15 protein-coding genes and 1 pseudogene are annotated in these 17231 nt (G+C 70.6%); 9 read left to right on the top strand and 7 right to left on the bottom strand.

Annotated features, from left to right (window positions below; genetic code table 11):
* The first annotated feature begins 109 nt into the window (after window positions 1-109).
* Together OG746_RS40800 and OG746_RS40795 are read left to right on the top strand one after the other, a co-directional pair.
* Window positions 110-1327: an FAD-dependent monooxygenase gene (locus tag OG746_RS40800; protein WP_266725724.1), complete on the top strand. Its 1218-nt coding sequence runs from the start codon at window positions 110-112 to the stop codon at window positions 1325-1327.
* 425 nt (window positions 1328-1752) lie between these two features.
* A pseudogene (locus OG746_RS40795) lies at window positions 1753-2112 on the top strand (FAD-dependent oxidoreductase); the annotation flags it as partial.
* 119 nt (window positions 2113-2231) lie between these two features.
* On the opposite strand, the gene OG746_RS40790 reads toward OG746_RS40795, so the two are convergent.
* The gene (locus OG746_RS40790) at window positions 2232-2624 is read right to left on the bottom strand and encodes a cupin domain-containing protein (RefSeq protein WP_266723959.1); all 393 of its coding nucleotides are present in this window, start codon (window positions 2622-2624) and stop codon (window positions 2232-2234) included.
* 156 nt (window positions 2625-2780) lie between these two features.
* On the opposite strand from OG746_RS40790, the gene OG746_RS40785 reads away from it, so the two are divergent.
* Window positions 2781-3449, top strand: a complete 669-nt coding sequence (locus OG746_RS40785; RefSeq protein WP_266723957.1) for a TetR/AcrR family transcriptional regulator — start codon at window positions 2781-2783, stop codon at window positions 3447-3449.
* Window positions 3450-3476: 27 nt separating this feature from the next.
* Here the strand turns inward: OG746_RS40785 and OG746_RS40780 are convergent, their stop codons facing one another.
* Window positions 3477-5465 carry a glycoside hydrolase family 3 protein gene (locus OG746_RS40780; protein WP_266723955.1) on the bottom strand — a complete coding sequence of 663 codons (1989 nt, stop codon included), beginning with the start codon at window positions 5463-5465 and terminating at the stop codon, window positions 3477-3479.
* Between the two features lie 379 nt (window positions 5466-5844).
* On the opposite strand from OG746_RS40780, the gene OG746_RS40775 reads away from it, so the two are divergent.
* The gene (locus OG746_RS40775) at window positions 5845-7389 is read left to right on the top strand and encodes an FMN-binding glutamate synthase family protein (RefSeq protein ID WP_266723953.1); all 1545 of its coding nucleotides are present in this window, start codon (window positions 5845-5847) and stop codon (window positions 7387-7389) included.
* 105 nt (window positions 7390-7494) lie between these two features.
* Here OG746_RS40775 and OG746_RS40770 read toward each other — a convergent pair whose 3' ends face one another.
* Window positions 7495-8712 carry an alpha-hydroxy acid oxidase gene (locus tag OG746_RS40770; protein ID WP_266723951.1) on the bottom strand — a complete coding sequence of 406 codons (1218 nt, stop codon included), beginning with the start codon at window positions 8710-8712 and terminating at the stop codon, window positions 7495-7497.
* Between the two features lie 289 nt (window positions 8713-9001).
* Here OG746_RS40770 and OG746_RS40765 point away from each other — a divergent pair, with 289 nt between their 5' ends.
* The 5 genes from OG746_RS40765 (at window position 9002) to OG746_RS40745 (ending at window position 13908) form a co-directional block, all read left to right on the top strand.
* Window positions 9002-10336, top strand: coding sequence for an NAD-dependent succinate-semialdehyde dehydrogenase (locus OG746_RS40765; RefSeq protein ID WP_266723949.1), 1335 nt, complete (start codon window positions 9002-9004; stop codon window positions 10334-10336).
* 88 nt (window positions 10337-10424) lie between these two features.
* Window positions 10425-11042 carry a TetR/AcrR family transcriptional regulator gene (locus OG746_RS40760; protein WP_266723946.1) on the top strand — a complete coding sequence of 206 codons (618 nt, stop codon included), beginning with the start codon at window positions 10425-10427 and terminating at the stop codon, window positions 11040-11042.
* Between the two features lie 144 nt (window positions 11043-11186).
* Window positions 11187-12419 carry a cytochrome P450 gene (locus OG746_RS40755; protein ID WP_266723935.1) on the top strand — a complete coding sequence of 411 codons (1233 nt, stop codon included), beginning with the start codon at window positions 11187-11189 and terminating at the stop codon, window positions 12417-12419.
* A 50-nt stretch (window positions 12420-12469) separates the two neighbouring features.
* The gene (locus OG746_RS40750; RefSeq protein ID WP_266723933.1) at window positions 12470-12664 is read left to right on the top strand and encodes a ferredoxin; all 195 of its coding nucleotides are present in this window, start codon (window positions 12470-12472) and stop codon (window positions 12662-12664) included.
* A 14-nt stretch (window positions 12665-12678) separates the two neighbouring features.
* Complete coding sequence (locus tag OG746_RS40745; protein ID WP_266725722.1) at window positions 12679-13908, top strand: NAD(P)/FAD-dependent oxidoreductase; 1230 nt, start codon at window positions 12679-12681, stop codon at window positions 13906-13908.
* On the opposite strand, the gene OG746_RS40740 is transcribed toward OG746_RS40745, so the two are convergent.
* From OG746_RS40740 to OG746_RS40725, 4 genes are all read right to left on the bottom strand, one after another.
* On the bottom strand, window positions 13853-15034 hold the full coding sequence (locus tag OG746_RS40740; RefSeq protein WP_266723931.1) for a hypothetical protein: 1182 nt from the start codon (window positions 15032-15034) through the stop codon (window positions 13853-13855). The two genes, OG746_RS40745 and OG746_RS40740, sit on opposite strands and share 56 nt — an antisense overlap.
* A 9-nt stretch (window positions 15035-15043) precedes the next feature.
* Window positions 15044-15790, bottom strand: coding sequence for a hypothetical protein (locus OG746_RS40735; protein WP_266723929.1), 747 nt, complete (start codon window positions 15788-15790; stop codon window positions 15044-15046).
* Window positions 15777-16067, bottom strand: a complete 291-nt coding sequence (locus OG746_RS40730; protein ID WP_266723928.1) for a hypothetical protein — start codon at window positions 16065-16067, stop codon at window positions 15777-15779. The genes OG746_RS40735 and OG746_RS40730 overlap by 14 nt, the downstream gene beginning before the upstream one ends.
* Window positions 16068-16204: 137 nt before the next feature.
* The gene (locus OG746_RS40725) at window positions 16205-17227 is read right to left on the bottom strand and encodes an asparaginase (RefSeq protein ID WP_266723926.1); all 1023 of its coding nucleotides are present in this window, start codon (window positions 17225-17227) and stop codon (window positions 16205-16207) included.
* Window positions 17228-17231 lie beyond the last annotated feature (4 nt).

The raw sequence follows: 17231 nt of genomic DNA, 5'->3' as shown, positions 1-17231 counted from the left end.
CCTCGGCGCGTCCCGGCCCCCGCACGCGCCCCGCTGGCATCATGACGCCAGTACGTCACGCGAATCCGGCGACGTACACAGCCAATGGACGAACCACGGGGACGTGGATATGCGTGGCGGCAGGGTCGCGGTCGTAGGTGGAAGCATCGCGGGGTGCGCGGCGGCGCTCGCGCTGCGGCGTGGCGGGGCCGACGAGGTCACCGTGTACGAGCGTGCGGCGGGCCGCTTGGCCGACCGCGGCGTCGGCCTCGCCATGCACAACGCCCGTTACGCCGAACTGGAGTTGGCCGGCCTCGTCGACGCGTCGATGCCGTATCACCAGGTCACCCGCCGCCGCTGGTACGTGCGGGACGACGCGGCGGCGAGCGGCCCGCTGGGGCGCGAGCTCGCGGTGCTGCCGTTCCCGTTCCGCACCTACAACTGGGGGCCGCTTTGGCGCGAGTTGCGCGGCCGGGTGCCCGAGGCGGCGGACTTCCGGCACGGCTCGACCGTCGAGGCGGTCGAGGTGACGCCGGAGGGCGCCGCGGTGCACGCGGACGGGCACACCGACCGCTACGACGTGGTGATCGGCGCGGACGGCTACCGGTCGGCGGTCCGCGCGGCCGTGTACCCCGACGTCCAGCCGGGTTACGCCGGATATCTGGCCTGGCGCGGCGCCTACCCGTCGGACCGGCTGCGCGATGCGGACCTGTGGGCCGAGGACGAGTGCGTGTACGTCGTCTTCCCGGGCGGACACCTGGTCACGTACCGCATCCCGGACGGCGCCCCGGGTGTCCACCGGGTCAACTGGGTCCTGTACACGGCCCCGCCGTCCGGCCTCGACCAGGGCCTGCAGACTCCCACGACGCTGCATCCGGGCACGGCGGGCGACGGCCTCCGCGCCCATCTCGCTTACGTGGCCGCCGAGTTGTTGCCCGCCTTCTGGGGCGACGTGGTGCGGGCGACGACATACGACGAGCTGTTCCTGCAGCCCCTCTACGACTTCACGGCGCCGCGTTACGCGGTGGACAGGGCGCTGCTGATGGGCGACGCCGCCACGGTCGCCCGCCCGCACACGGGCGCGGGCGCCGTCAAGGCGCTGCAGGACGCCACGGCCCTCCAGTCGGCCCTGACCTCCGCGTCCACCTGGCCGGAGGCCCTGTCCGCGTACGACGCCGACCGCGCGCCCACCGGCCGGGTCATGGTCGACCTGGGCCGGCGGCTGGGCCGCGGCCTGGTCCAGGAGACCCCGGACTGGCGGTCCCTCGACCAGGCGGGCCTGGAGGCGTGGTGGCAACGGACGGACGGGACGGGGGCGTTCGGCGGGACACCCCGGGCGCGTACGTGAACACATTTCGGGCAGGCAAGAAGCAGCGACTGCCGCCGGACGGAACACTCCGGCGGGACGCCGCCGAGCGTGGGGGAGGGAAGCTCCCCTTCCCTCCCCCACGCGGACGCCCTGCACGGGGCGGAGAGCGCGGGAGGCCACTCCGCACAGCACATGACAGGGCGTGAGCTGGGACCGCCGAAGGTCGGCGACGCGGCCCCAGCCGCCTGTGGTCTGCACAAAGGAGCCCGGGGACAGGGGGCCGTGGCGAGACGCATCCGCGACCGCCGCAACCGAACGTACAACCCTTACCCAGAGTTCGTCAGGTCTTCCGCGAGACAACCCGCATTCGGATTCGTACACCCGCCGGGACAGACTCGTGACCCGGAAGATCTTGACCACATGAGTGGCTCGCCCCCGCCCCGCTCCTCGCGCCCGACGCCGACTTCTTCGTGATCAGCGACATGGACCTGGGCACGTACATGCGCCCCGAGACCGGCGGGAACCTGCTCATCGGCGGCACCGAGCCGGAGTGCGATCCGCTGGAGTGGATCGAGGATCCGGACGCCGCGAACCCGAACCCCACCGTGGAGCGCTTCGAGTCCCAAGTCACCCGCGCCGCCCGGCGCTTCCCCGACCTCACCGTCCCGAACCGGCCCCAGGGCGTCGCCGGCGTGTACGACGTCGCCGACGACTGGACGCCCATCTACGACAAGACGGCCCTGCCGGGCTTCTACGTCGCCATCGGCACCTTCTCCCGAAAGCGCGAGGTCAACACGGAATCGTCGGGCACGGTCCTGGGGTAGTCGCGCGGTGCATGACGGCAACGTGCATCCGTTTCGGACGGTCAGCCGTCGGACGCGACTCGGACGACGCGGCGCGTACCGCACTCCCCCAACGCTCGTGAGCACCCCCAATTCGGCACTCAGGGGGCGTCGATGCGCCTTTCGAGGAGGGTGCCCTTGCGGAGGGTGATCGACATCAGGTCGCTGGGTGCGTCCAGTTCGAGGCGGTGCCAGCGGCCGCGAGGAACGACCGCAGCGGCGCCCGCCTGCAACTGAACCATGTCCTCGGAGCCGGACCCGTCGGGACGGAAGTACAGGCGGACACCTCCGGTCAGGCAGCACACCGCCTCCTCGGCTTCCGGGTGCATCTCCCAGTGGTCGGCGTGCACATCGGCGTCGGTCTCGACGTGGAAGGTGGCGATCTGCCAGGCGTCGGAGTCGCTGCCGGACATCTGTCGTTCGGCGGCTCGGACACCACCGTCGGCGCTGAAGTGCAGCGCCGAGGCGAACAGGTCAATGCTGGTGGTTGTCATGGCGGTGTTCCTCTCAACTTCTGTGCGGGGGTGGTGGGTTGTAGGTGCGGCCGCTGCCGTCGGCACCACCTCGGGCCGCCCTCGAGGTTTTCTGTACGTGTAAGAAAATGTAGCGCCGAGGGTCGCCCGTGTCGACTACTGGGGGATGATGGGGGCATGCCGCAGCCGTCAACACCGCGCAAAACCCCGGGCCGACCTCCCCGTATCTCTCGCGAGGAAATCATCGGGACAGCTCGCCGGATCGTGACCGAGGAGGGCGTGCGCAAGCTGACCATGCGTCGACTGGCCGCCGAGATCGGCAGTACGCCGATGGCGCTCTACCACCACGTGCGAGACAAGGAAGAACTGCTCGTCCTGCTGCTGGACGACTACGCGGCGCGGGAGCTGACCCGCCCCGAGCTTCCCGACCACCCTCGCGAGCGGGTCGTTGTCGCCGCCGCGGCGATCCACGAGGCGCTGGCCGCCTGCCCCTGGATCGTGGAGGTGCTGACCGCCGACGACTTGATGTCCACGTCCGCGCTGTGGTTCGTCGAGCAGATCGTCGACGGCCTGGTCGAGTGCGGACTCTCCCTCGACCAGGCCGTGCACGGCTACCGCGCGATCTGGTACTACACCGCGGGCGAAATCGTGGTCAGGACAACGGCGGCCCGGCGGCGCGCCGACGGTGACCGTACGACCTACCGGGAACAGGTCTTCGCCGATCTCGACCCGAGCGAGCTCCCGCGCTTGGCACAGGCGGCGGACCGCTGGGCACCACTGACCGCGAAAGACACCTACAAGGACGGGCTCCGAGCCCTGGTGGACGGCCTGGCCGTCAGCCGCTGATGACTCGCTGCGGATGGGCGAGCCCGGTCACCGGTACTTGAGGCCGAACCCCCGCTCGTACAGCGGATGCGCCGTGTCGTCGGGTACGTCGCCCCGCTGCGCCTCCACCTCCTTCATCGAGGACGGCAGCTCGAAGGGGAGCCTGCCGTTCGGGCTGCGTTTGCCGAAGATCGTGTCGAGCAGGACGGCGTCGGAGACACCGAAGTTGGCCATGACCGCGTCGGCGGCGCGGGTGATGTTTGTCAGGATCAGTGGGCGGGTCAGTTTGGGGACGGCGACCGTCGGGGTGCCGGTGGACGCGGCCTTGCGCAGGGCCTGGTACGCGGGGTCGGAGTCGGGGAACTCCAGGCCCGTGAGGTCGGAGCCGGCCCTGGGGTCCGCGAGTCGTACCACCGCCAGATCGGCGTCGGCCGGGTCGTCCACCACCTTCAGGCCGCGCGCCTTCGCCTCGTCGGCGGAGACGCCGTGCAGGTAGACGGTGCGGACCTTGCCGCCGCGCGCGGGCAGGGTTCGGTCGCTGTTCTTGAGGAGGGTGAGGGAGTCGGACTGCGCCTTGTCGCCCACCGCCTGGAACGCGGCGTTGCCGACCAGGCGCCCGGCCGCTTCCTCGTCCACGTACGGGTTCTCGAACAGGCCGAGGCGGAACTTCTGCTCCAGCACGCGCCGCGCCGCCTCGTTCACCCGCTGCTCGCCGACCAGCTTCTGCCGTACGGCCTGGACGACGTACGAGGGTTGGTCGCTGCCGCCGATCTGGTCGACGCCCGCGTTCAGGGTGAGCGCCGTGCGTTGGAGGATCGATTGGTTCTCGACGCCCCAGGGCATGCCGACGCCCCACGGCCCGATGAAGGACGCCGGGGGCCGGTTGTCGAGGCACTGCTGCGGGCAGTCGCCGGTGATGCCCCAGTCCGAGACGATGACTCCGTCGAACTTGTAGGTGCCTCGGAGAAGGTCCTTCAGGAGGTACGAGTTGAAGCCCGCGCCCACCTGGTCCAGTTTGTGGCCCTTGTACGTGAGGTCCTTGAGGATCGAGTACGTGGGCATGATGCCGGAGGTGTGCGCGGCGAACGCGCCCTTGAACGGCGTGATGTGGTCGGCGAAGTTCTTGCCGGGGAACGTGGCGTAGCGGCCGTAGTAGTAGTGGCTGTCGTAGCCGTTCGCCTGGGCGCCGTAGCCCACCCAGTGTTTCGTGACGGTGGCCGCGCTGTCCGGGCCGAGGCCGTCGGCGCCGTGCTGCATTCCCTTGACGTAGGCGTTCACTTGGCGGCCCGCGGTCTCCGGGTCCGAGCCGAAGGTGCCGTCGATGCGGGTCCATCGGGGCTCGGTGGCGATGTCCGCCTGCGGCGACAGGCCTTCGGTGATGCCCACGGCCCGGTACTCGCGGCGGACGATGTCACCGAGCCGCTCGGTGAGGCGCGTGTTGTGGGCGGCGGCGATGCCGATGGCGTCGGGCATGGCCGTCGTGCCCGCGCCGGCGACGGTCTGGCCCTCGACCACGGAGAACCCGTTGCGCGGGTCGGTGGAGATCACGGCGGGGATGCCGAGGCGTTGCTTCTCGGCGATCGCCTGCACGCTGTTGTTGGCCGCGGCGACCTTCTCCGGCGACTTCGACAGGCGGGTGATGGCGGTGGTGACGTGGCGGTCGCCGACCAGTTGGGCCGTCGCGGCCGCGTCGTAGCCGTCGCCCGCTGTGGGGAGGTTGCCGTGGACGAGGAGCCCGGCCTTCTCCTCCAGGGTCATCCGGGACAGCAGGTCACGGGCGCGTGCGGTGGCGCTCAGGCGCCAGTCCTCGTAGGGCGTGAGGCGGCCGTCGCGGTTCAGGTCGCGGAAGCGGATGCCGTCCTTGGCCAGGATCGGTACGTCGCGCGATTCCAGGCGGGGCGGGGCGGACGGTTTCCCGTGGGCGCCGGCCGGTGCGGTGAGCATGCCCGGCTGGGCGACGAGGGCGGCGAGGGTGGTGACGGCGGCCCCGAGGGCCAGTCTTCGCCGGCCGCCCGTGGGGTGATTGCGTGAACGCATGCGTTCCTCTCCATCGAGGTCCACTTGAGCGCGTACAAGGCCTCCTGCAGCCGATTCGCCGTTTGACGGGCGGCGGCAGCGGAGGGCCACGTCTTCATGCTGTGAAGCGATACATCACCGGAGCGCCTTCAAAGTAGGTTGCAGGTTCAAGCAATACAAGAGCTGTGACAAGCGAAGTGCTCCGCGCCCCATGGCTGTTGGCGGGAGGGAGTGCCCGCCCGCCCCCGGTCACGCCCTCCCCGACCCCCGACCTCTACGATCAGGTGGCGCTTCGCCGTCGAACGCCCGAGCCTGACCGGCCGAGTTCGACGTCGGGCGTCCACGTCGTCCGCCGCCCAGCGGTGACGTCGGGTATCGAGCAGTCGAGGAGAGGAACGTCATGCGTGCTCGGAACATCGGTGCGGCGGCCGCCACCGCGTTGGCGGTGGTCGCTGCCCGCGACCTCGTGCAGAAAAAGCACGCACTGCTGCGGAACTTCCCCGTGATCGGGCACGCCCGGTACCTGCTGGAGACGATCGGCCCGGAGCTGCGCCAGTACGTCGTCACGTCCAACGACGAGGAGCGTCCCTTCAGCCGCGACCAGCGCAGCTGGATCTACGCGTCGGCGAAGGAGGAGAACAACTACTTCGGCTTCGGTACCGACAACGACGTCGAGCACGTTCAGGGCCACGCGTACGTCAAGCAGCGCACGTTCGCCGGGGCGCTCCCCGACCTGCACGACCCGCAGGCCCCGCTGCCCTCTGCGAAGGTGCTCGGCGGGCCGCGCGGGCGCGCCAAGGCGTTCCGGCCCGCGAGCGTCGTGAACATCTCGGCGATGAGCTTCGGTTCGCTGTCCGGCGCGGCGATCACGGCGCTCAACAAGGGCGCGGCGCTGGCCGGGACGATGCACAACACCGGTGAGGGCGGCCTCTCCTCGTACCACCGCAGCGGCGGTGACCTGATCCTCCAGATCGGCACGTCGTACTTCGGCTGCCGCAACGAGGACGGCACGTTCAACCTCGACAAGCTCAAGGCCGTCGTCGACAGCGCTCCCGTCAAGGCGCTGGAGATCAAGCTCTCGCAGGGCGCCAAGCCGGGGCTCGGCGGAATGCTGCCGGGCGCGAAGGTGACCTCCGAGATCGCCGGGATCCGCGGCATCCCCGCCGGCAAGGACTGCGCCTCGCCCTCGCGGCACACCGCGTTCCACGACGTGGACTCGCTGCTGGACTTCGTGGAGCTGCTCGCCACGGAGACCGGGCTCCCGGTCGGCATCAAGAGCGCGGTCGGCGAGATGAGCTTCTGGGAGGAGCTCGCCACCCTGATGGCGCGCGGTGACCGCGGCGTCGACTTCGTGACCATCGACGGCGGGGAGGGTGGCACCGGCGCCGCTCCCCTGATCTTCAGCGACTCGGTGTCGCTGCCGTTCCGGATGGGCTTCTCGCGCGTGTACAGCACGTTCGCCGAGCGTGGCCTGACCGACCGGCTCACCTTCATCGGCTCCGGCAAGCTCGGCCTGCCCGAGAACGCCGCGGTCGCCTTCGCCCTGGGCGTCGACATGATCAACGTGGCCCGCGAGGCGATGTTGTCCATAGGGTGCATCCAGGCGCAGAAGTGCCACACCGACAAGTGCCCCACCGGCATCGCCACCCAGGACCCTTGGCTGGTGCGCGGCCTCGACGCGCCCTCGAAGGCCACCCGCGCCGCCATGTATCTGCGCACCCTGCGCAAGGAGTTGCTGAAGGTGTCGGGCGCGGTCGGCGTCGCCCACCCGTCGCTCATCACGCCCGATGACATCGACATCATGAACGGCGACTACGACGCCCGTACGCTGGCGAGCGTCTACGGCTACAAGGCCGGCTGGGGCGAACTCGGCACGGACCTCGCCCAGGAGATCACCGAACTCCTCACCACGCGGCCGGAGCCGGAGCCCAAGCCGGGCGTCTGAGCCGCCTTCCGAGGTTGCCCTGTACGCCGCTTCCGAGTCTGCCCCGTCCGACGGTGACCGGTGATGATGTCCACCCGTCCCTGTCACCGTCGGCGGGTACTCGCATCAGCCCGTGTGGCGCGTGCGCAGCAGATGCGGTCCGAGGTCGGCGATCGTCGCCGCCCCGATGAGCTGCATGGTCACCTCGATCTCCCTGGCGAGCAGTTCGACGGCTCGTGACACACCTTCGCGGCCGCCGGCCATCAGCCCGTACAGGTAGGCGCGCCCGATGAGGGTGAAGTCGGCGCCGGCGCAGAGGGCGGCGACGATGTCGGCGCCGGACATGATGCCGGAGTCGAGGATGATCTCCACGTCGTCGCCGGCCTCTGCCCGTACCTCGGGCAGGGCGTGGAACGAGACGGGTGCGCGGTCGAGTTGGCGTCCGCCGTGGTTGGACACGACGAGGCCGTCGGCCCCGGCGTCGAGCGAGCGGCGGGTGTCCTCGGCCGTGAGGACACCCTTGACGAACAGCTTCCCCTGCCACTGGGACCGGATCCACTCCAGGTCCTCGATCGACAGGGTCGGGTCGAACATCGAGTTGATGAGCGACGGCAGGTCCTGGCTCGTACCGGACAGCGAGGCGAAGCTGAGCGGGTCGGTGGTGAGGAAGTTGAACCACCACTCGGGCCGGTACGAGGCGTCGAGCACGGTCTTGAGGGTGAGCCTCGGCGGGATCACCATGCCGTTGCGGGAGTCGCGCAGCCGCTGCCCCGCCACCGGGGTGTCCACGGTGACAAGGAGCGTGTCGAAGCCGCTCGCCGTGGCCCGCTGGAGAAGGTCGAGCGACTTCTGCCGGTCCTTCCAGAGGTACAGCTGGAACCAGCGGCGCCCGTCCGGTGCCGCGGCGGCGACGTGTTCGAGCGAGCGAGTGCCCATGGTCGACAGCGAGAACGGGATGCCCGCCGCGGCGGCCGCGGTGGCTCCGGCGTCCTCACCCTCCGCGTGCATGAAGCGCGTGAACCCGGTGGGCGCGATCCCGAACGGCAGCTCGGACGACGCGCCCGCGATCCTCGTGCTCAGGTCCACCTTCTCGGTCCCGTGCAGGATGCGCGGCAGAAGCACGACATCGTCGAAGGCCCTGCGCGCCCGCCGCACCGTCAACTCCCGCTGCGCGGCGCCGTCCACGTAGTCGAACGCCGGGCGGGGTGTACGGCGCCTGGCTATAGCGCGCAGATCCCACACGTCGGCCGCCTTCCCGAGCCGGGCGGCACGCCTGTCGGGGTTGAACCCGTCGAACTTCAGCAGGGGGCGCAGCTCGGAGATCTGGGGCAGTCGGTGTTTCATGGGTTCCTCCTGCGGTGCGTGACGGATGCGGTCCTGCGGGCGGCCGTGGCGACGGACGATGCGCCCGTGGACGGCAAATTACAGGTCCATGATCCGTGGTCCCTCCCGGACGGCGCGGCGGCGGCCGTGATGGGAGACCTCGAGTCGCCCGCTGGGGTGCGCACCGCCGCGGAGCCGTAGGGTTCTCACCAGTCGGCCTCGCGGCATGTGAGGACCGCGTGCCGACCCAGGACCTGGTCCGAACGACAGGCCCTGGTTTCCTGCCCCCTCGCACTCTTCTGGAGATCCGATGTACGCAGTCACCGACCCGGCCACCGGCGAGCTCGTCGAGACCTACCCCACCGCCACCGATGCCGAGGTGGCCGCGGCCGTCGACGCCGCGCACCAGGCCACCGCGTGGGGGCGCACCAGCACCGTGGCCGAGCGTGCCGCGCTGCTGCGTCGCCTCGGCGATCTGCACGCCGAGCACCGTAACGAGCTGGCGGACAGCATCGTGCGGGAGATGGGCAAGCCGCGCGACGAGGCGGAGGGTGAGGTCGACTTCTGTGTGGACATCTACCACTACTACGCCGACCACGCCGAGGAGTACCTCGCCGACGAGGCGGTGAACGTGACCTCCGGTCCCGGCCGCGCGGTCGTCCGCCGCAGCCCGGTCGGCGTGCTCCTCGGCATCATGCCGTGGAACTTCCCCGCCTACCAGGTCGCCCGGTTCGCCGCCCCGAACCTCGCGCTCGGCAACACCATCGTCCTCAAGCACGCCCCGCAGTGCCCCGCCACGGCGGCGCTCCTGGAGAAGTTGTGCGGCGAGGCGGGCCTCCCGGCCGGCGCGTACGTCAACGTCTACGCCACCAACGAGCAGATCGCCGATGTCATCGCCGACCCGCGCGTCCAGGGTGTCTCGCTCACCGGTTCCGAGCGGGCAGGGGCCGCGGTCGCCGAGATCGCCGGGCGGAACCTGAAGAAGGTCGTCCTCGAGCTGGGCGGCTCCGACCCGTTCGTCGTGCTGTCCGCCGACGACCTCGACGCGGTCGTGGAGTCCGCGGTCGCCGCCCGCCTCGACAACACCGGCCAGGCCTGCAACGCCGCCAAGCGCTTCGTCGTGGTCTCCGACCTGTACGACTCGTTCGTGGAGAAGTTCGCCGCCCAGCTCCTCGCGCGCCAGTCCGGCGCCCCGCTGTCCTCCGTGGCCGCGGCCGACAACCTGGAGCGCCAGGTGGCGGCGGCCGTCGCCGAGGGCGCCACGCTGCACACCGAGGGCAAGCGCGACGGCGCCCACTACCCGGCCGGCGTCCTCACGGGCCTGACCACCGAGCACGCCACGGCCCGCCAGGAGCTGTTCGGCCCCGTCGCCATGGTCTTCAAGGCCAACGACGAGGACGACGCCCTGCGGATCGCCAACGACACCCCGTACGGCCTCGGTTCGTACGTCTTCACCACCGACGCCGACCAGGCGCAGCGGGTCGCGGACCGTATCGAGGCCGGCATGGTCTTCATCAACGGCGTCGGCGCCGAGGGTGCGGAGCTCTCCTTCGGTGGCGTCAAGCGCTCCGGCTTCGGCCGCGAGCTGGGCCGTCCCGGCATCGAGGAGTTCGTGAACAAGAAGCTCATCCGCACGGTCGCGTAAGCGTAAGCGTCAGCGCGGAGCCAGGCAGACGGCGGTGGCGTCGACGGGATCCGTCCGGTCGGCGCCACCGGTGGTGGAGGGGCGCGGGATGGGCGAAGGGTTCAAGCGGCGTGAGCCGAGCCAGTGGGGCGAGGGGGCCGCTCTCAAGGACGAGATCCTGAGGACCGCGGCACGGATGCTGATGGAGTCGGGCAGGGAAGGGGATCTGTCGCTGCGGGCGGTGGCCCGCGAGGTGGGCATCTCCGCGCCCAGCATCTATCTGCACTTCAAGAACCGGGCGGAGTTGATGGCCACGCTCACGCACCGGGCCTACCAGAGGCTGGCCGTGGAACTGCGTACGGCCAGGGACGCCGCCGCGGAGGACGAGCCGCGTGCCGCGCTGCGGGCGATGGCGCGGCACTACTGCTGTTACGCCCTGGACAACCCGCGCGTGTACCAGCTGATGTTCGGCATCGAGCGGATCCAGGTACCTCGGGAGGAGTCGGATTCGAGCCCGATGCGCGAGGTGCTCCAGGTGTGGCGCGACGCGGTGTCGCCCCTGCGGCGTGGCGAAGAGGGCCCGGGCGACGAGCAGTTGGCCGTGCTGCTGTGGGCCTCGCTGCACGGCATCGTGTCCATGGCCGTGGCGCTGCCCTTCCCCACCGACCGGCAGTCGGTGCTGTCGAGGGCGGACGACCTGCTCGGGCTGCTTCCCTCCGGGACCTGAAGTCCGTACCGCCAGAAGGTCCTTGGTGAGAGTCGGCCGAATAGCGACGTTTCAACCGGGCGAACTTGATCACATGGTTGCCCAAGGCACCTAACACTGTTAGGTATGTGGGGAAGCAACCCCTCTCCCCACGGAGGCACCTCCATGACCGAGGCCCCCACCGACACGGCGGTCGACCTTCCCCAGCACCCGAGCCCGCGTGCGACCGGCTGTCCCTTCGACCCGCCCCCGGCCCTGCACGCCCTGCAGTCCACCCCGTCGCTGTCCCGGGTACGGATCTGGGACGGCAGCAGCCCCTGGCTGGTCACCCGCTACGACCAGTTGCGCGCGCTGCTCGGCGACCCGCGTGTGAGTGCGGACGTCAACGGGCCCGGCTATCCCCACCGTTCGGCCGGCCAGAAGGCCGGCGCCCAGAGCCGCCGCACGTTCCTGAACATGGACGACCCCGAGCACGCCCGGATCCGGCGCATGGTAACCGCCCCCTTCGCCATCAAGAAGGTCGAGGCACTGCGCCCCTCGATCCAGAAGATCGTCGACGACCTGATCGACGAGATGCTCGCAGGACCGAACCCGGTCGACCTGGTCCAGGCGTTCGCCCTGCCGATCCCCAGCCTCGTCATCTGCGCACTGCTCGGCGTGCCCTACAAGGACCACTACCTGTTCCAGCGCCACACCAAGGTCATCGTCAAGCGCGACTCCGCACCCGAGGAGACCGTCGCCGCCACCACCGCCCTCGCGGACTACCTGGAGGAGCTGCTCGCGACCAAGCAGTCCCGGCCCGAGGACGACCTGCTCTCAGAACTCGCCATCAAGCGGGTGGCCACCGGGGAGATGACACGGCGCGAGGCCGCGCACATGGGTGTCCTGCTGCTCGCCGCAGGACACGAGACCACCGCCAACATGATCGCCCTGGGCACCCTCGCCCTGCTGGAGCACCCCGACCAACTGGCCACGCTGCGCGGGACGGAGGACCCCAAGACGGTATCCGCCGCGGTCGAGGAACTGCTGCGCTACCTCAACATCACGCACTCCGGACGCCGCCGTCTGGCGCTGGAGGACATCGAGATCGACGGGCAGGTCATCCGCGCGGGAGAGGGCATCATCCTCGCGGGCGAGGTCGCCAACCGTGACCCGGCGGCCTTCGCCGGCAACCCGGACGAACTCGACATCACCCGCGACTCCCGCCGGCACGTCGCCTTCGGCTTCGGCGTGCACCAGTGCCTGGGCCAGCCGCTGGCCCGCGTCGAACTCCAGGTCGTCTACAGCACCCTCTACCGGCGCATCCCCACCCTGGCTCTGGCCACCGGCATCGACCAACTGGAGTTCAAGCACGACGGGTTGGTGTACGGCGTCTACGAACTCCCGGTCACCTGGTAGCCCCTCGCCCCCACCTGCGTACGCCCCCACCCAGAGAAACGAGAGCCACCATGCGCGTCACCGTGGACCAGCCCAAATGCGTCGCCTCCGGCCAGTGCGTCATGCTCGCCCCCGAGGTCTTCGACCAGGACGACGACGGCATCGTCGAGCTGCTCACCGACACCCCTGACACCGCACACCACGAAGACGTCAAGGAGTCGGCCGCCGTCTGCCCGGCCGCGGCCATCCACCTGGCGGACAAGTGACAACCGGTCGCCCACTGCGCCGGATCGTGATCGCGGGAGCCTCGGCGGCCGGCCTCGCCGCCGCCGAAACCCTGCGCCGCGAAGGCTACGACGGCTCGATCCACCTCGTCGGACGCGAGCTCCACCCGCCCTACGACCGGCCGCCGTTGTCCAAGCAGATCCTCTCCGGCGACTGGGACGCCGAGCGGGCGACGCTGCGGCCCGCCGCCGACCTGGCCGCGCTCGACCTGGACCTGCGGCTGGGCACCTCGGCCGCCGCGCTGTCCACCGGGACCCGCACGGTCACCCTGTCCGACGGCACCGAACTCCCCTACGACGGCCTGGTCATCGCCACCGGCGTACGTCCGCGGAAGCTGCCCCAGTGCGGACTGCCCGGCGTGCACGTGCTGCGCGACCTGGAGGATGCCGTCGCCCTGCGGGACCGGCTGGCCGCGGGGCGGCGCCTGGTCGTGGTGGGAGCCGGGTTCCTGGGCGCCGAAGTGGCCTCATCTGCACGGGCGTTGGGCGCGCGGGTCACCCTCGTCGAGCCCGCCCCGCTCCCCCTCGCCCACGCGGTCGGCCACGACGTGGGCGCCCACCTGGCGCAGGTGCACCGTGAGCACGGCGTGGACCTGCGTACGGGCACCAAGGTCGACGAGTTCGTGACCGAAGCGGCCCGCGTCACCGCGGTACGGCTGTCGGACGGAACCCTGGTTCCGGCCGACGACGTCCTCGTGGCCATCGGCTCCGAACCCAACACCGAATGGCTCGCCGACAGCGGACTGCGCCTGGAGGACGGTGTGGTGTGCGACCAGTACACGGCCGCCGCCCCCGGCGTGTACGCGGCCGGGGACGTCGCCCGCTGGCACAACCCGCTGTTCGGCACGAGCATGCGCATCGAGCACCGCACCAACGCCGCCGAACAGGGCATGGCCGCCGCCCGCAACCTGCTCCGCCCGGAGCAGCCCAAGCCGTTCGCGCCGATCCCCTACTTCTGGTCCGATCAGCACGGGCTCAAGATCCAGGCGTACGGCCACCTCCGGGGGCACGACGAGGCGCGCGTCGTGGAAGGGGCCCTGTCGGAGGGCCGCTTCCTCGTCGCCTACCGCAGCGGCACGACCCTGACCGGGGTCCTGGCCATCGGCATGCCGCCCAAGGAACTGCGCCGCTGGCGCACAGCCATCGGCGCCAGGGCCGACTGGCACGCCCTCACGTCTGCACGACTCCCCCCTGTACCCGTGGCGAAAGACCGAGACCCCAGATGAGGCCGCCGATCCCGGTGGCGAGACCGAGGCCGTCCAGGATGCCTTCCAGGACACCGATCGCGGGCGCGGGGGCCGCGAGCCTGGTCTCGGTGCCGATGACCCTGGCCGCCCCCGCGAGGACGTCCAGCTCGATCTGCGGCGCGTTCACAAAGACCGCTGTGGGCTTCCACGTGAAGAGGTTCTTGATCCAGTCCCCGAATCCGACCGTCGCCTTCCCCAGGCTGCCGACGCCCGTGAATCCCTTGAGGATGGAGATCCCGCCCGCGGCGAGCCCCACCGTTCCCAGGACGAGACTCGGGATGTCCCACTTCCCGGTGTCGAATCCCTTCCCGATCGTCAGGCCAAGCGAGGCCGTCCCGAAGACGACCGAGCCGATCGCGAGCGCGACGCCGATCGGGCCGCTGATGAACATGGCGATGACACCGAGGACGGTCCCGATGACGGAGAAGATCGTGTTCAGGAGATCGCCGATCCGGTCCCAGAAACTCTTGCCCTCGACCGCCTCGCCCTCGGCGTCCTCCAGCGCGCGCTTGGCGACGCCCGCGTCGGACGTGCGCAGCTCCTGCGCGTCCACGGCCAGCATCCGGGCGGCTTCCAGGTCCGCCTCCGCCGACTCGACGGACCGCGCGGCGTCACCCTCCGCCTCCCGCGCGTCGGCCAGCGCGCGCCGGGCGCTGCTGCGGGCCTCCTGGTCGTCGGGCGGCGGGGCCTCCGCGCTGTCGAGGCGCTTCACATGGGCGCTCGCCGCGGCCGCCACGTCGGTGGCCGAGTCGAGCCGTTCCTTCGCGTCGCGGCCCTTGTCCAGCGCCCGGTCCGCCTGGTGCTGTGACTCCTTGAGCTGCTCGGCGTACGTGGCGACCGCGTCGGCGGCCGCCTCGTAGGACGAGTGGAGTTTGCCCACCTGCTTGGGCAGTTCGCCGAGTTGGGTCCGCAGCTTCTCCATGGACTTGCCCTCACCGAGCTCGTCGGAGTCCAGGCGGGCGACGACGGAGTGGGCGGACTGGGCGTCGTGGGAGATGGACCGGTACTCCGCGGCGAGCTTTTCGAGGATCTCGGGGTCGCCGGGTGTCGGGTCGTCCGAGAAGCCGAACACCGATTCCCAGTCGGCCAGCGGTGGCCGTGCCATGGCGGAACCTCACTTCCCGTTCTCGGTGTCGGCGGCTTCGGCTTCCTCGGGTTCCTCCGAGTCCTCGGGTTCCTCCGAGTCGTGGAACCGGAAGGTCTCGGCGATGGCGTCGAAGACCTCGAAGAACTTTGCCGCCAGGCTGATGTTGGGCGTCGTGCCGGCGAGGATCATCAGCTCCCGGCTCGACGGCACGGGGATCACGACCTGGTGCACGGCCGTGCGGACCGTGGCCTGCCCGAAGTAGTCGAAGTCCTCGATCGAGGTCATCCGCCCCACGCTGCCCACCTCGGGCAGCTCCATGATCTCGACACGGTTCAGTTCGGAGTGCCGGCCGACCGAGGTACGGCTGTTGCGCATGCCCGCGGCGAGCATCATCTCCGTCAACTCGGTGGTCTCGCCGTCGGGGATCCGGGCCCGCAGCACCATCGCCGTGGCGTTCAGCGTGCTGCCGTCCCGGAGGAACCCGAGCATGTAGCCGACCTGCAGGGCGCCTTGGGTATAGGCCTCGCGGGCGCTCTTGCGGGTGTCCCGGATCAGGCTGTCCACCAGCTCGCGGTCGACCTCGATGCCCTTCGCCTGCTCCTCGATACGGCGCCGGATCGCCACGTCCCGGATGTTCGGGTCGAGGTCGAGGTGCGACCAACTGGACGGGTACTTCAGGGTGTAGCGCGCAGGGGCGCCCTCCGGCCGCTCACCCACAGGCAGCAGCCCCGGCCGCCCTCCCCCGTCCCCGTCCTGCGTCTCAAGCGGTGTCATCCAGTGCCTTCGTAGCGTCGTTGTCGGTGTCGGTGAAGTTGTCGACGATGCCCTGCGCGGCTTCCTTGAACGTGTCCACGTTGTCCTGGACCCGCTCGTGTCCGGCCGTCCATGCCGCGTCGAAGCCGTTGACGGCTCCGGTCAGGCCGGAGTCGCCCACGTCGTCGTCCGAACCGACGTTGCCCAACTTCGCGGTCTTCGCGATGCGTTCGCGGATGTCCCGCAGCGCGTCCATGGTGTCGGCGAGGTCATCCACCGGAATGTGAATACGCGACATGGGCCCCCTTCTCTCGTCTCCACATCACCCCGCGGATGGTGATCCGCGCACACCGGGCTCTACGGGGCACCTGGCCAGGCGGTTCACGCTTATTGCGGAGCGGTCCCTGGCGCCTATTGGGGAACGGTCCCGAGCGCCTACTGCGGGGCGGTCCCGAGCGCCGCCGACGGACGCACCGCCCCGACGGGTTCACCGTGCCCGAGGACAGGTGCCTCGGTCAGCGCCGCCAGCCGGGGATCGGAGTCGACGTCCACTCCGAGGTGGCGCAGCGCGGCGGTCATCACCACGGGGCGGGGCCGCTGCGCGCCGTCCGCGATCTTGAGGGCGACGGCTGAGCCGTCCGGGCGGGCGAGGGCGTAGACGCCTTCCGCCCCGTCCTTGGCTACGACGCCGGGGAGCGCCGCCATGAGGGTGGTGACGTCGCGGCCGGTGCCGCCCACGTACTCGGGGTGCGTGTTCATCGCCTTCGCCACCCGCTTCTCGTGGGTGCCGTCGGCCGCGGCCGCTATCTTCGCGAAGGCGCGCGCCAGGCCGGTGAGGGTGAGCGCGAACAGCGGGGCGCCGCAGCCGTCGACGCCGACCGCGGTCGACTTCTCCCCCGCGAGGTCCTCCAACGTGTCGCGCAGGGCGAACTGCAGGGGGTGGCCGGGGTCGAGGTAGTCGTCGACGGTCCACCCCGCCGCCACGCAGGTGGCGAGCATCGCCGCGTGCTTGCCCGAGCAGTTCATCGTGATCCGGCTGGGGCCGAGACCCGCGGCGAGGTGCGCGGGCTGCGCGTCGACGCCGATGGGCAGGGCCTCGGTGCACCGCAGGGCGTCCTCGGTCAGTCCCGTTCCCGCGAGGATCCGGCGCACCCCGTCGAGGTGGAAGGCCTCGCCCGAGTGGCTGGCACAGGCAAGGGCGAGGAGTTCGCCGTCGAGGTCGAGGCCCGCACGGAGCATGCCGACGGCCTGGAGCGGCTTGTTGGACGACCGGGGGTACATGGGGCTGTCGACGGGGCCGGCCGCCAGTACGGCGGCGCCGTCCGCGTCGAGCACCACGACGGAGCCGTGGTGCACGGACTCGAGGAAGTCACCGCGCCACACCTCGGCGAGCACGGGCCACTCCGGCCGTGAAACCGGTGACTCGGGCGTGGACGTGCTGGGGGCTACGGCAGTCATGAGT

This window comes from Streptomyces sp. NBC_01016, assembly GCF_026341035.1.
Taxonomy (GTDB): Bacteria; Actinomycetota; Actinomycetes; order Streptomycetales; family Streptomycetaceae; genus Streptomyces.
Note: the sequence above shows the minus strand (reverse complement) of the source record. Positions and strands in the feature narration are given on the sequence as shown.